This window comes from Aminobacter niigataensis (genome assembly GCF_946995915.1).
Classification (GTDB): Bacteria; Pseudomonadota; Alphaproteobacteria; order Rhizobiales; family Rhizobiaceae; genus Aminobacter; species Aminobacter niigataensis.
This window is the reverse complement of the sequence record NZ_OX341517.1, coordinates 1,918,948-1,930,956: the sequence shown is the minus strand read 5'-3', so window position 1 is coordinate 1,930,956 and position 12,009 is coordinate 1,918,948. Positions and strand designations below refer to the sequence as shown.

13 protein-coding genes, 1 tRNA gene and 1 riboswitch are annotated in these 12,009 nt (G+C 63.3%); of the genes, 6 read left to right on the top strand and 8 right to left on the bottom strand.

Annotated elements, in window-relative coordinates:
- Window positions 1-105: 105 nt before the first annotated feature.
- Window positions 106-1,158 (top strand): threonine aldolase family protein, encoded by a 1,053-nt coding sequence (locus tag O1Y97_RS09330; RefSeq protein ID WP_318763822.1) that lies wholly within the window; start codon window positions 106-108, stop codon window positions 1,156-1,158.
- 66 nt (window positions 1,159-1,224) lie between these two features.
- Here the strand turns inward: O1Y97_RS09330 and O1Y97_RS09325 are convergent, their stop codons facing one another.
- The gene (locus O1Y97_RS09325) at window positions 1,225-2,196 is read right to left on the bottom strand and encodes an alpha/beta fold hydrolase (protein ID WP_318764182.1); all 972 of its coding nucleotides are present in this window, start codon (window positions 2,194-2,196) and stop codon (window positions 1,225-1,227) included.
- A 222-nt stretch (window positions 2,197-2,418) separates the two neighbouring features.
- Between O1Y97_RS09325 and O1Y97_RS09320 the strand changes: the two genes are divergently transcribed.
- On the top strand, window positions 2,419-2,832 hold the full coding sequence (locus O1Y97_RS09320) for an Rrf2 family transcriptional regulator (protein ID WP_318763821.1): 414 nt from the start codon (window positions 2,419-2,421) through the stop codon (window positions 2,830-2,832).
- Window positions 2,833-2,900: 68 nt separating this feature from the next.
- On the opposite strand, the gene O1Y97_RS09315 is transcribed toward O1Y97_RS09320, so the two are convergent.
- A complete protein-coding gene (locus tag O1Y97_RS09315) occupies window positions 2,901-3,371 on the bottom strand; it encodes an Hsp20 family protein (protein WP_183264225.1) in 471 nt (156 codons plus the stop codon).
- A 456-nt stretch (window positions 3,372-3,827) separates the two neighbouring features.
- On the opposite strand from O1Y97_RS09315, the gene O1Y97_RS09310 reads away from it, so the two are divergent.
- The gene (locus O1Y97_RS09310; protein ID WP_183264224.1) at window positions 3,828-4,790 is read left to right on the top strand and encodes an alpha/beta fold hydrolase; all 963 of its coding nucleotides are present in this window, start codon (window positions 3,828-3,830) and stop codon (window positions 4,788-4,790) included.
- 6 nt (window positions 4,791-4,796) lie between these two features.
- On the opposite strand, the gene hisN is transcribed toward O1Y97_RS09310, so the two are convergent.
- Both hisN and O1Y97_RS09300 read right to left on the bottom strand, forming a co-directional pair.
- A complete protein-coding gene (hisN, locus tag O1Y97_RS09305) occupies window positions 4,797-5,570 on the bottom strand; it encodes a histidinol-phosphatase (RefSeq protein ID WP_108607075.1) in 774 nt (257 codons plus the stop codon).
- 224 nt (window positions 5,571-5,794) lie between these two features.
- Window positions 5,795-6,685 (bottom strand): N-formylglutamate amidohydrolase, encoded by an 891-nt coding sequence (locus O1Y97_RS09300; RefSeq protein ID WP_108607074.1) that lies wholly within the window; start codon window positions 6,683-6,685, stop codon window positions 5,795-5,797.
- A 227-nt stretch (window positions 6,686-6,912) separates the two neighbouring features.
- Between O1Y97_RS09300 and cpdR the strand changes: the two genes are divergently transcribed.
- Both cpdR and O1Y97_RS09290 read left to right on the top strand, forming a co-directional pair.
- On the top strand, window positions 6,913-7,275 hold the full coding sequence (cpdR, locus tag O1Y97_RS09295; protein ID WP_018429348.1) for a cell cycle two-component system response regulator CpdR: 363 nt from the start codon (window positions 6,913-6,915) through the stop codon (window positions 7,273-7,275).
- Between the two features lie 106 nt (window positions 7,276-7,381).
- A tRNA-Val gene (locus O1Y97_RS09290) sits at window positions 7,382-7,456 on the top strand.
- A gap of 91 nt (window positions 7,457-7,547) precedes the next feature.
- Here O1Y97_RS09290 and O1Y97_RS09285 read toward each other — a convergent pair.
- The 3 genes from O1Y97_RS09285 to O1Y97_RS09275 all read right to left on the bottom strand — a co-directional run bounded on the left by O1Y97_RS09285 (window position 7,548) and on the right by O1Y97_RS09275 (window position 9,933).
- On the bottom strand, window positions 7,548-9,074 hold the full coding sequence (locus O1Y97_RS09285; RefSeq protein ID WP_404801261.1) for a flavin-containing monooxygenase: 1,527 nt from the start codon (window positions 9,072-9,074) through the stop codon (window positions 7,548-7,550).
- A 51-nt stretch (window positions 9,075-9,125) separates the two neighbouring features.
- Window positions 9,126-9,578, bottom strand: a complete 453-nt coding sequence (locus tag O1Y97_RS09280; RefSeq protein WP_183264222.1) for a cupin domain-containing protein — start codon at window positions 9,576-9,578, stop codon at window positions 9,126-9,128.
- 79 nt (window positions 9,579-9,657) lie between these two features.
- On the bottom strand, window positions 9,658-9,933 hold the full coding sequence (locus O1Y97_RS09275) for a hypothetical protein (protein WP_318764287.1): 276 nt from the start codon (window positions 9,931-9,933) through the stop codon (window positions 9,658-9,660).
- Here O1Y97_RS09275 and O1Y97_RS09270 point away from each other — a divergent pair.
- A complete protein-coding gene (locus O1Y97_RS09270; protein ID WP_246389702.1) occupies window positions 9,826-10,797 on the top strand; it encodes an AraC family transcriptional regulator in 972 nt (323 codons plus the stop codon). The two genes, O1Y97_RS09275 and O1Y97_RS09270, sit on opposite strands and share 108 nt — an antisense overlap.
- An 11-nt stretch (window positions 10,798-10,808) precedes the next feature.
- Here O1Y97_RS09270 and O1Y97_RS09265 read toward each other — a convergent pair whose 3' ends face one another.
- Window positions 10,809-11,618, bottom strand: coding sequence for a (2Fe-2S) ferredoxin domain-containing protein (locus O1Y97_RS09265; protein ID WP_318763819.1), 810 nt, complete (start codon window positions 11,616-11,618; stop codon window positions 10,809-10,811).
- A gap of 104 nt (window positions 11,619-11,722) precedes the next feature.
- A riboswitch (cobalamin riboswitch) is annotated at window positions 11,723-11,975 on the bottom strand.
- Window positions 11,976-12,009 lie beyond the last annotated feature (34 nt).

Here is a 12,009-nt window from a genome sequence, read left to right as displayed (position 1 = left end):
CAATCGATTTCCAGGTCCCGGACTTGCCGAAAACGGCAAAACCCGCTCTAGCTCGGGCCCAATTCTGCAACGCAGTCTCCGACAGCCATATCACGGACGGACAACATGTTCTTCGCATCAGACAACTGGGCCGGCGCGCACCCCAGGATCGCTGAACGGCTGCACGCCAGCGCGGCAGGCTTCAGCCGGGCCTATGGCGACGGCGACCTCGACCAGGCTGTCTACGCGCGCTTCAGCGAGATATTCGAACGCGAGGTGGCGGTGTTCTTCGTCGCCACCGGCACTGCCGCGAACTCGCTGGCGCTGGCCGCCTACAATCGCCCCGGCGGCATTTCCTTCGGCCATCGCGAGTCTCACATCATCGAAGACGAATGCGGCGCGCCCGAATATTTTACCGGCGGCTCCAGGCTGCATGCCATCGACGGGGCGCTCGGTCGCATGGACGTCAGGACCCTCGAACGGGCGGTCGCCCGTTTCGCGCCCGAATTCGTCCATGCCGGCCGGCCGATGGCGATCTCGATGACCCAGTCGACCGAGGTCGGCACCATCTACGGCCTAGACGAGATCAAGGCCATTTCCGCCATCGCAAGGCAATATTCGCTACCACTGCATATGGATGGTGCCCGCTTCGCCAATGCGCTGGTATCACTCGACACCACGCCGGCCGAGATGACCTGGAAGCGCGGCGTCGACATCGTCTCGTTCGGTGGCACCAAGAATGGCTGCTGGTGCGCCGAGGCGGTTGTGCTGTTCGATCTCGACCGTGCCAAGGAAATGGCCTTCCTGCGCAAGCGCGCGGCCCAGCTGTTTTCCAAGTCGCGCTTCATCTCCGCCCAGTTCGACGCCTATTTCGACGGCGGCCTGTGGCTGGATACGGCACGCCACGCCAATGAAATGACGGCCGAGTTGGCCGCGACCATCGCAAGCTCGCCGGTCGCTCGCCTCGCCTGGCAGCCGCAGGCCAATGAGGTCTTTGCGGTGATCAAGACCGATGTGGCGAAAAAGGCGCTGGCTGCGGGCGCTGCCTTCTACGACTGGCACGCGCCGGCCGGCTTCGACGGACAGTTGGGCGAGGACGAAACGCTCTACCGCTTCGTCACCAGCTTTGCCACGACGGCCGACGAGATCGGTCGCTTCGGTGAATTGTTGCGGAGTTGACGTGTGACCGGACGGCTTGCCGAGGTGCGCCGTTCGCTTCTACAGCCTTCGCAAGCATGGCCTGTGTCACAGGGTCTTGAGAAACGACAGCAGCGCCTCCGATACGAGGTCCGGCCGCTCTTGCGGAGCCCAATGACCGCTGCCCTGCAGGTAGATCGGCTGACGTAGCAGTGGCACGAGGCTGGGCATTGCCGCAATGATGTCGCGCATACCAGGAATCTGCAGCCCGACGTCGCGGTCCCCGACGAGAAAGAGCGCCGGAACCGCAACCTTGAGCCCCGAAAAGGCATGCTGCATTTCCCAGTTGCGGTCTAGATTGCGGTAGAGGTTCAACCCGCCCCGGAACCCGCTGGCCTGAAAGGCGGCGACGTAGACCTCGAGATCGGCCGCGCTCAGCCAGGACGGCAGGGCATCGGGTGTTGGCAGCGGCGCCAGCAGCCCCTGTTCACGGCTCACCATGGCGAAGGGATTTGGCGTTCCATCGCCTTCAAGCCTCGGGCCCGCATCGCCCGAAGCCGCATACAGGATCTTGCGCAGCGTCAGGCCGATGTCCCGCTCGAACTCGGCTTCTGCCACGCCGGGCTGCTGAAAATAGAGCGTATAGAAGATGGCATCGTCGGTTTGCGGGAAGATGCGCGTTGGCGGCACGGGAGGCTGTCCCATCATCGGAACGCCGATGGCGGCAACCGCATGAAACCGGTCGGGGCGCAGAAGGGCTGCTTGCCAGGCCAGGGTCGCTCCCCAGTCATTGCCGACGATCACCGCTCTCTCTTCGCCAAGCGCATCGAGCAGGCCGACCATGTCCGCGACCAGATGCATGATCGAATACTGGCTTACATCTGCGGGCCCGTCGGTGCCGCCGAACCCGCGGAGATCGGGGGCGACGACACGATGGTTCGCAGCCGCCAGCGCGGCGATCTGGTGGCGCCAGGAATAGGCGGTTTCCGGGAAGCCGTGACAAAGCAGCACCAGCGGGCCCTGGCCCTGATCGGCGATGCGCATGCGAAGGCCATTCACGTCGAGGAATCGATAGGGCAATTGCGGCATTGCAGTCTCCTTCTCAGGTCCTGGTGATCCGGCAAGGGATCGCTGCGGGAACATGGTCGCCGCTGCCAGCGCAACGACACGCCGGGCGAAGGTTCGCCTGCTTATGGCCTTGGCTTGCAGAAGGTAACTCATCAAGTTACATTCTATCAGAAGGCAAGAGATTGTAACCCCTCTTGTTATGATTTCCCCTGAAACGCTCGGTCGGGTCCGCCAATGACGCAAGACAGCCGTCTATCCCGCATGCTCCACATGCTGATCCACATCGATCTGCACGACGGAAGGGCGACGTCCGAAACCATCGCGCAGATGCTCGGCACCAACCCGGTCGTGGTTCGGCGCATGATGGCCGGTCTGAGAAAACAGGGCTATGTGGAAGCCGCTCGCGGACCGAACGGCGGCTGGAAACTGGCGCGCCGGCTGGAGGACATCACCGTCCTGGACGTGCACCGGGCGCTGGGCAGTCCGTCGCTTTTCGCGGTGGGCCTGGCAGTGGATCACCCCGACTGTCCGGTTGAACGCTCGGTAAATGCTGCGCTCGGCACGATTCTCGATGACGCCGAGACAAGGGTGATGTCGAGCTACCGCAGTATCTCGCTTGCCGACCTGATCCCGGCGATCAAGCGCTGAAGCCGGCAGCTGAACATGAAAAAGGCGGCACCCGAGGGCGCCGCCTTTTCTCCTTGGGAGGAGTTGTCTTAGTTGACGGTGTTGGCTTCGATCTGCTTGGCCTTGGCGGGCGCAGCGGAGATCTCGATCTTGCGCGGCTTGTGCTCTTCGGGAATGTTGCGCTTCAGATCGATGTGCAACAGGCCGTTCTTGAGGGCCGCGCCCACGACCTCGACATGGTCGGCGAGCTGGAATCGGCGCTCGAAAGCGCGCGAAGCGATGCCGCGATAGAGCAGCTCCGAACCTTCGCCGGTGCCTTCATTGCCGCGTTCGCCCTTGACCGTCAGCACATTGCGATGGGCTTCGATCGAAATCTCGGTTTCCGAGAAGCCGGCAACCGCCATGCTGATGCGATAGGCGTCCTCGCCGGTGCGCTCGATGTTGTAGGGCGGATAGGTCGTCTGCCCGCCTTCGGGCTGGCCAAGGCCGTCAAGCATGCTGAACAGCCGGTCGAAGCCGACGGTCGAGCGGTGGAGCGAGGAAAAATCAACGTGACGCATGGGTGTTCTCCAGTGAGCAACAAGGTTTTGCGCATGATCTGTGCCGAAGCCCATTCTGGCGCCCCGGCGGTGATCAGCGGCCCCGATATTGGGCGCCGCAAGGAGACATTTGGGTGCCACCCGAAGCCATTTCAAGACGTTTTCCCAATAGCTTTTCACCGGCCCGTCGATGAACCGAAGATGAACCGGGCCTTCGGCATCCGTTCAGGTCGCCCCGTCTAGAGTGCACCCAAGTTGAAGAACAGGCGGCACCACAGAATGCCGCCGACGAGGCCGAGCCGGGTTGTAACGTCCCTTCCTCCCGGAGCGACAGAGGCCGGAGGCATCCCGCAAGCTGCCTCCGGCCTCATTCGATTCCGCCTCGCCCACGAAATTCCTTTGATTTTCTCGGCCCGCCTTTCTATCACCCTCGTATCGCCTGATCCCACGGCAGCGAGTGCCAAGCCGAAGCGCCTGATGACGGACCTGTTCCACGAAATCCCCGGCAATCCGGTTCCTGAGAGGGCCACCTCCGGCGACTTTGTCGCCCATGACGGCAAGCGCCTGCGCTATGCGCTGTTTCCGGCGACCTCCCATCCCTTCAAGGGCACGGTGATCCTGCTCAACGGCCGCAACGAGTGCATCGAGAAGTATTTCGAGACCATCCGCGACCTGACCGTGCGTGGCCATGCGGTGGCCACCTTCGACTGGCGCGGCCAAGGCGCGTCCGAGCGGCTGCTGCGTGACGGCCATCGCGGCTACGTCAGGAGTTTCGACCACTATGTCCGCGACCTCGAAGCCTTCTTCGAGCAGATCGTGCTGCCCGACTGCCGCGGCCCCTTCTTCCTGCTCGCCCATTCGAGCGGGGCGCTGATCGCCCTTCTCGCCGCACCCTCGATGGTCAACCGCGTCCAGCGCATGGTGCTGGTAGCGCCGTTCCTGTCGGTCATCGGCGCACCGCTGTCGATGAAGGCGATCAGCCGCATCGGCACCCTGCTCTGCTGGCTCGGCCTCGGCCGGCTGTACGCCGCATGGGGCCCGCGGCCGCGCGAAGGCACGCCTTTCGAAATCAACAAGCTGACCAGCGACGAGCGCCGCTATCGCCGCAACATGCTGCTCTACGAGACCTATCCCGAGCTGTCCGTCGGCGGGCCGACCATCGCCTGGATGCGCGCCGCAGCGCAGGCGTCCGAGGCCGTGCGCGAGCCACAATTCATGGCAGCGCTCAAGGTGCCGATGCTGATCGTCAACGCCGGTGCCGACGAAGTGGTGTCGTCGCGCGACGTCGAGCAGTTTGCCAGCCAATGCCGCGTGGCATCGCTTTTGACCATCGACGGCGCGCGCCACGAAATCCTGCAGGAAGCGGACATCTACCGCGAGCAGTTGCTCGCAGCCTTCACCGCCTTCGTGCCCGGAACGCCGGCAACCGCCGACGCATAGGCAGGACTATCCCGCCAGCACGGCCATCGCCGCCTTGTGCAGTTCCGGCGTCGCCGCCGCGATGACGTCGCCGCCATTCTCCGCCGGGCCGCCATCGAAGGTGGTGACGATGCCGCCAGCCTGCTCGATGACAGGGATCAGCGCCACGATGTCATAGGGCTTGAGGCCGGGATCGACGACAATGTCGACCTGCCCAGCCGCGACCATGGCAAAGGCGTAGCAGTCGGTGCCGTAGCGGGCGAGTTGCACCTTGCTTTCGAGCTCGTCGTAGCGCTTGCGCATCTCGCCCTTGAACAGCGCCGGCGTGGTGGTGAACATCGTCGCGTCCGACAGGCTGGTCGTCTTGCGCACCGAAAGTTTGCGCGGACCGCCCGGCCCTTCGTAATGCGAGCCGTTGCCGTCGGCATAGAACAACTCGCCGGTGAAGGGCTGCGACATCAGCCCGGCCACCGCGTCGCCATCGACGGTCAGGCCCACCAGCGTGCCCCACACAGGCAGTCCGGAGATGAAGGCGCGCGTGCCGTCGATCGGATCGATCACCCAGACATGGCTGTTGGAGATGTTTTCGCTGCCATGCTCCTCGCCGAGGATGCCGTGGCCGGGGAACTCGGCGTTGATCAGCGCGCGGATGGCGCGTTCGGCCTCCTGGTCGGCCTCGGTGACGGGATCGAAACCGCCGGCAAGCTTGTTTGCCACTGCACCCTGCCGGCGGAAGCGCGGCAGCGTTTCGGCTGCGGCAGCACGTGCGATCCGTCGCATGAATTCGGCGTCGACCATCATTCACCCCATCTCTGACTGTTGCGTGGATGACACGCCGCGGCCCTCGCCGGCAATAACCACATCAACTTGATTTAAAGAATCCCAAGGCGCCTTGACTTTTGTGCAGCGCACAATAATCTCGACTTCGGACAGGGTTTCCTGTCCATGCCCTCCTTGGGCGTTTCCTCCCTAGACTTCGACCGCTCTCCGGAGCGGTCTTTTTTTAACCTGCTCGGCCTGCGGTGCTACTCCGCAGCCAGCGGCAGGTCGAGGAAATGATGATCCGGAACCGCCATCAGATCGGCGGAAAACCGCGCCAGATCGTCGGCCAGCGCATAAAATCCCGCCGATTTCTGGAACGTGCGCTCATCCATGTAGAGCCCGCGATTGATCTCGATCTGCAGCGCATGCAGCTTGCGCGCCGGGCGGCCATAGTGCTCGGTGATGAAACCGCCGGCATAAGGTTTATTGTGCGCCACGGTATAACCCATCGCCGCCAGCAGCCCGATGGCCCGTTCGGAAAGCTCCGACGCGGCCGAGGTGCCGAAACGGTCGCCGACGATGAAGTCCGGTCGCATGCCGCTGTCGCCGATGCGGACGGAGGCCGGCATCGAATGGCAATCGACCAGGACCGCATAGCCGAAGCGCGCATGGGTGCGCGTGACCAGCCGCTTCAGCGTCTCGTGGTAGGGTTTGTAGACGCATTCGATGCGGTCGACCGCCTCCGACAGCGGCAACCGGCCCGGATAGATGTCCAGCCCCTCGCCCACCAGCTTCGGCACGGTGCCGAGCCCGCCAGCGACACGGGCCGAGCGGACGTTGGCGAAGGGCGGCACCGGCTCCGCAAACATCCTGGGGTCGAGCTCCCACGGCTCGCGGTTCACATCGAGATAGGCGCGCGGAAAATGTGCCGTCAGCATTGGTGCGCCGAGTGCGACGGCAGCACCGAACAACTCGTCGACGTAGCAATCCTCGGAGCGCCGTATGGACGTCGAATCGAGCCGGGTCATGGCGAGGAAGCGTTCGGGATAGCACCGCCCGCTATGCGGCGAGTTGAATACGAACGGCACGCGCTGCTCTGCGCTCGTCCGGACTTCGAACGGCGGCAGCACCGAGAAATCTTCGGCTGGCGTCATCTTTGTTGACGGACCTGCGAAATGCACTCACTCATTGTTCGAAGGTGCCACCTGCGGCCGCTGGTGTCCAGCATTCGAAATGTGGAAAAGCCGCCCCGATCGTGCCTTTGCGTCACCAATCCGGCAGCGCATTCACTTGATGTTTACCGTCCCGAACTCATATACAAGATGGTTAACGAAGCCCCTGATGGGGGGCGGCTTCGACCGCTAATTCGGACGGGAAACTGATGGCACGCATTCTTCTGGCAGAAGACGACGACGATATGCGCCGCTTCCTGGTCAAGGCGCTGGAACGCGCCGGCTACCAGGTGAGCGACTTCGACAATGGCGCGAGCGCTTACGAGCGGCTGCGCGAGGAACCCTTTTCGCTGCTGCTGACCGACATCGTCATGCCGGAGATGGACGGCATCGAGCTGGCGCGCCGCGCCACCGAGATCGATCCCGATCTCAAGGTGATGTTCATCACCGGCTTTGCCGCGGTGGCGCTCAACCCTGATTCGAAGGCACCGCGCGACGCCAAGGTGCTGTCGAAACCCTTCCATCTGCGCGATCTCGTCAACGAGGTCGAGAAGATGCTGCACGCCGCCTGAGGCGTTTCCCTAGCGTCGTCTAGGGAATTGATGATCCGGCGCATTTTTCCGCCAAACACGCTATTGACGCGCCGGATCAAAAATGGTGTATCCGCCCCCATCGGATGGGCGTGTAGCTCAGCGGGAGAGCACTGCATTGACATTGCAGGGGTCACAGGTTCAATCCCTGTCACGCCCACCATCCGAACTCCCTGATATCGTGAGATAAATTCGGACCGCAGTACGACGCCAGTGGCCATACGACTACGGCAGCCGCGCGGTCCTTTCCTGGTCTACGCCGCGCGATAGTCCGGTGCGCTTGCCAGGTAGCCCGCATAGGCATCGGCATTCGGTGGCGCGAAGTTTTCGGCCAGCGCATTGCGTCGCCGTTTCTTGGCGCCGATGTCGGCCAGCAACTCGTCGAAATGCTTGAAATGATACGGCGCCACGCACAGGCCACCATAGACGCCCGCCGCCGGGCGCTCGTTGCGCTTCCAGTGCAGCATCATCTCGATGTTGTCGTTCATCTCCTGCTTCGAAGGCTGGCGTCCCAGCTTGCCGTCGGCATAGCGCACCAGCCAGTTACCGGCCAACTCGGCGCTCAGCACCGTGCAGAATGACGAATTGAAACCGACGAAGCCCATGTCGGGCAGGTCGGGATTGGCGATGACCCGGTAGAGCCTGTACTGCCCGTCCGGCTCGACCAGCTTGCGCTGGTATTCCTGCGGCAGGAAAGGCACGCCGGATTTCCAGCCGACCGCAAGGATAGCCATGTCGGCCGCCACCCGCTCGCCGCCCGACAGAATCACCGTGCCCTGCTGGTAGCCGGAGATGGTGCCCTGGATCGCCTTGATGCGCCCGTCCGCCACCATGTCGAAGAAACCCGGCGTGACGATCGGGACCGAACAGTTGATCGTGGTTTCGATCGGCTTCGTCGGCCTGAGCCCTGTCTTCTTCAACTTGAGCTGGATCGAGAGCAGGCTTTCCAGCGCCCGCCAGTTGGCCCAGACGAACGGCTTGGCGACAGTGTGCGCGAGCCGCGCCAGCAGCGGCTGGTCCCAGTTCGGGAACATCACCTCCTGGGCGCGGACATAGAGGATGCGCTTGAAATTGATCAGCCCGCCAATGAAGTACGGTATGCGCCAGACCGGCTCGAGATAGACGATGCTGACGTCGGCAGCGCCTGAATTGACCGCATTGACGGCGATGTCGGTGGCCGATTTCGAGAAGCCGAGCACGACGACGCGCTTGCCCTTCACGGTTGCGGAATCGGTGTATTCCGAGGAATGAAGCACCTGGCCGCCGGCTGCGGTAAAATCTTCCTGGCCCGGATGCACAAGCTCGCGCTTTTCGCTGAAGTTTCCGGTGCAGACCGCAACGAAGTCAAAATCCTCGCTGACCGCGTTGCCGTCGCTAGCAAGCTCGACGCTCCAGCCTTTGGCCCCTTCCCGTCGCTGCATGGAAACGACCTTGGTGGCGTAGCGGATGAGCGGCACCAGCCCGTTCCGCTCGGCATAGGTCCTGAGATAGGCGTGAACCTGCGTGCCCTTGGGCCATTCCGGATAGTCGTCTGGCATCGCCATCGAGGTGTAGCGATAGAGATCCTTCGGGCTTTGCGTCTGCACCTCGGGATAGGAGCGCGACGGCTCCCAGACCCCGCCCAGATCATTGCCGCGCTCGACGATGTGCACCTCGTGACCGCGTTGCCTGAAGGCATGAGCAGCCGCGAGCCCGCTCACGCCCGCGCCGATGACGCAGACTTTCTTCTTGTCGACCATTTGCTTTTCCTTGTCAGCCAGGACGCAGGCTCGCCTTCGCACGCGACGGATGTCGCGTGCGCCAGGACGGTCAGCGGCGTGTGATCCGGCGGCTTAGTCGTTGGCTTCCGGCGGCAGGAAGTTGACCTCGTGCTGGGCCGAGACCTTCACCACCTCGGCCGGGTCGGCGAGATTGTCGAGCTTGTTGAACAGCTCTTCCAGCATGCCCGCCGGCGACACCCAGAACAGTGCCTTGGTCGGCTTGTCCGACTTGTTGAAGTAGCCGTGCGGGATGCCTCTGGGCATGCGCACCAGGTCGCCTGCCTTGGCCTTGACCCATTCGCCGTCGAGCTTGAGATCGAGTTCGCCTTCCTGCACGAGGATGAACTCTTCCTGGGTCGGATGGATGTGCACGGGCACGAACTGGCCCGGCTCGCTGTTGGTCTCGAAGGCGAAGGTTGCATCGCAAACCGCCTTCGGAAAATAGACCTGTCCAAGGATATTCCAGGTCTTGCCGGCATAGCCGTCGCCCTTGCGCGTAATGCCCTTGGCGAGTTCCTTGCTCATCATAAGCTCCCTCTGTTCGAAGGACCTGCCCATGGCGGCCCTTTCATTTGTTCCACCCCGAAGAGTGCTGCAGACATCGTCAATGAACTAGCCGGAATGCGCGGCGACTATCCAGAAAACGCAAAAAATGCAGCAGGGTGGATGCATTGCCGTTCATTTTCGTTGGCAGCAGGAGGATCGGTGCTAGTCTGGCCGGATGCTGATGGAAGAGGCGTCCGTTCGAAGGGTACCGCTTTCCGATCATGTCTTGTTTCAGTCGAACGATCTCGACTGCGCCAGGGAGCGGGTCGCCCAGAAGTTCTGCAATCACCGACTGGACATCATCGGTGATCGAAAATCTTTTCGTGTCACGCACAATCATGCCCCCGGCGAGATGATCTCGCTGAATTACATCAGCTATGGCGCCGACGTGCTGATCGACCCCGGCGAACTTGGCGACTTCTATCTGATCCAGATGCCGGTTTCGGGCACGGCGACCGTCCGCAACGGCTCGCGCGAATTCATCACAAACCGCAGCATCGCCTCCGTGCTCAACGCCGACCTGGCGACGAGGATGAAGTGGTGGCAGGGCTGCGCGCAACTGCTCATCCAGGTGCGCAAGGCGCCGCTGCATGCCTTTGCCATGCGCTTGCTCGACCGCGACATACCGGGGCCGCTGATCTTCGATCCTCTGGTGGATTTTTCGAGGCCCGAGATGCAGGCGTGGCGGCGCCTCGCCAACTCACTGTTCCAGGCCGCAGAGAGGAAGACGGCTTCAGCGGGATCGGGCATCCAGAACGTTCTGTACGAGCAGCACCTCCTGGAACTGTTCCTGCGCAGCCAGCCCAGCAACATGAGCCTGTTCTTCGACGACCGGAGGCAAGGTGCGGCACCTCGCCATCTCAAGCGCGCCGAGGAGTTCATCCGCGCCCATGCCGCCTTGCCCATCGGGCTGCACGAGATCGCCGGCGCCGCCGGTGTCGCGCCCCGGACGCTGCAACTTGCCTACAGGAATGCCTTCGGCATCTCGCCGCTGCGCGCGCTGACGCGAGAACGCATGCGCCGCGCCCGCTTCGACCTGGTGGCGAGCGAAGCCACCGTCACCGATGTCGCTCTGAAATGGGGCTTCACCCACTTCGGCCGCTTCGCCGCCGAATACAGGCATGAATTCGGCGAGCTTCCGCGCGAGACGCGACAGGCGCGCCACGGCTTGGGCCGCGCCACGCACGAAATGGCCTGACGAACGTCCCGCTAGGATTTGGCCAGCGAGGGTTTGACAGGAGCGGCAGCGCGCAGCGTCTGCTTGCGACCGGTTGGCTCGTAGGCAAACTCATCGACCACACGGCCGCCGAGCAGGTGCTCGGCAACGATGCGGTCGATGGCGGCCTCGGTGACGCCGCCGTAATAGGTCCCCTCGGGAAAGACCTGGATGACGGGGGCGAGGTTGCAGGGGCCGAGGCAGGTCGACTTGCAGCTCATGGTGCCGTCGCCTGTCGTGCGCAGCTTCTGGCGGTCCTGCTGGTTGCGCAGGTGGCCCCAGATGAGATCGGCGCCGGCGGCGTTGCACGGGCCGCCCTGGCAGACCAGCACGCGGCGCTTCTGGGCCGGGATCAGCGACCCCTCCGGCGCCAGCTTTTCGGCAGGCGGAACAGGGGCTGCGACTTCTGCTGTTTCGACAAGCCCGGCCATGAGGGCTGCCAAGAGCGGGCTTTCGGCGAGGCCCTGTGCGATGCGGACATTGGGCCATTGCGCACCATCCTCGGCCTGCCATCGACGCAGCGACTTGGTGAGCCAGGCGGTGAAGCTCGGCTCGATCGGCAGCATCAGCGGCAGGATGAGAATGTCGGAGGCGCTGGCCTCACGCAGGGCTCCGAGCGCCTCTCGCAGCGACGGCGTGCCCTGCTCGGTGAAGCCGAAGCTGGCGCCGGCGACACCTGGCAGCGTGGCCGCAAGCTCGGCAAGGCGCTGCATCTGCCTGTAGGGCGCAGCGGCAAAGGCCGACTTGGCGACCAGCAGCACATGCCTTTGCGGCGCGGAGTTGTTTTCGCTTGAGTTCGACACCTGCAATCCCTGACCAGCCGTAGCGGGATTGCAGCAACGCAGGCCAAAGCCGGTGCCGGATGGCTACCGTTTCAATCCGCGCTCCTGTGGTACACCCCGCCCACGGAACCTCACTTGGTCAGGCAGGTCTCCTGGCTCGCGGGTCGTTGCTTCATCGCCCGTCTTCCCGGCTCCATGCCAGTGACGTGGTGGGCAATGTGGCTATTCACCATTGGGCATGATCGTTTCCGAAAAGCGGAAACCACTTTTCGGGACCATGCCCTGACCGCTCACAGTTGCGGGGCAGCTTCGGCTTCTACCGAATTCCCTCTTAGCTCCCGCCGAGAGGCGGGAGAACCATAACCACGCGGCAAGCTATAGGCGCGCATTGACAAGTCAAGCGCCTAAAGCT

What these genes read in the sequence shown, in the direction of transcription:
- O1Y97_RS09330 (WP_318763822.1), top strand. Translation starts at nt 106, where the DNA reads ATGTTCTTCGCATCAGACAACTGGGCCGGCGCGCACCCCAGGATCGCT.
- O1Y97_RS09320 (WP_318763821.1), top strand. Translation starts at nt 2,419, where the DNA reads ATGACGCAAGACAGCCGTCTATCCCGCATGCTCCACATGCTGATCCAC.
- O1Y97_RS09315 (WP_183264225.1), bottom strand. Translation starts at nt 3,371, where the DNA reads ATGCGTCACGTTGATTTTTCCTCGCTCCACCGCTCGACCGTCGGCTTC.
- O1Y97_RS09310 (WP_183264224.1), top strand. Translation starts at nt 3,828, where the DNA reads ATGACGGACCTGTTCCACGAAATCCCCGGCAATCCGGTTCCTGAGAGG.
- hisN (WP_108607075.1), bottom strand. Translation starts at nt 5,570, where the DNA reads ATGATGGTCGACGCCGAATTCATGCGACGGATCGCACGTGCTGCCGCA.
- O1Y97_RS09300 (WP_108607074.1), bottom strand. Translation starts at nt 6,685, where the DNA reads ATGACGCCAGCCGAAGATTTCTCGGTGCTGCCGCCGTTCGAAGTCCGG.
- cpdR (WP_018429348.1), top strand. Translation starts at nt 6,913, where the DNA reads ATGGCACGCATTCTTCTGGCAGAAGACGACGACGATATGCGCCGCTTC.
- O1Y97_RS09280 (WP_183264222.1), bottom strand. Translation starts at nt 9,578, where the DNA reads ATGAGCAAGGAACTCGCCAAGGGCATTACGCGCAAGGGCGACGGCTAT.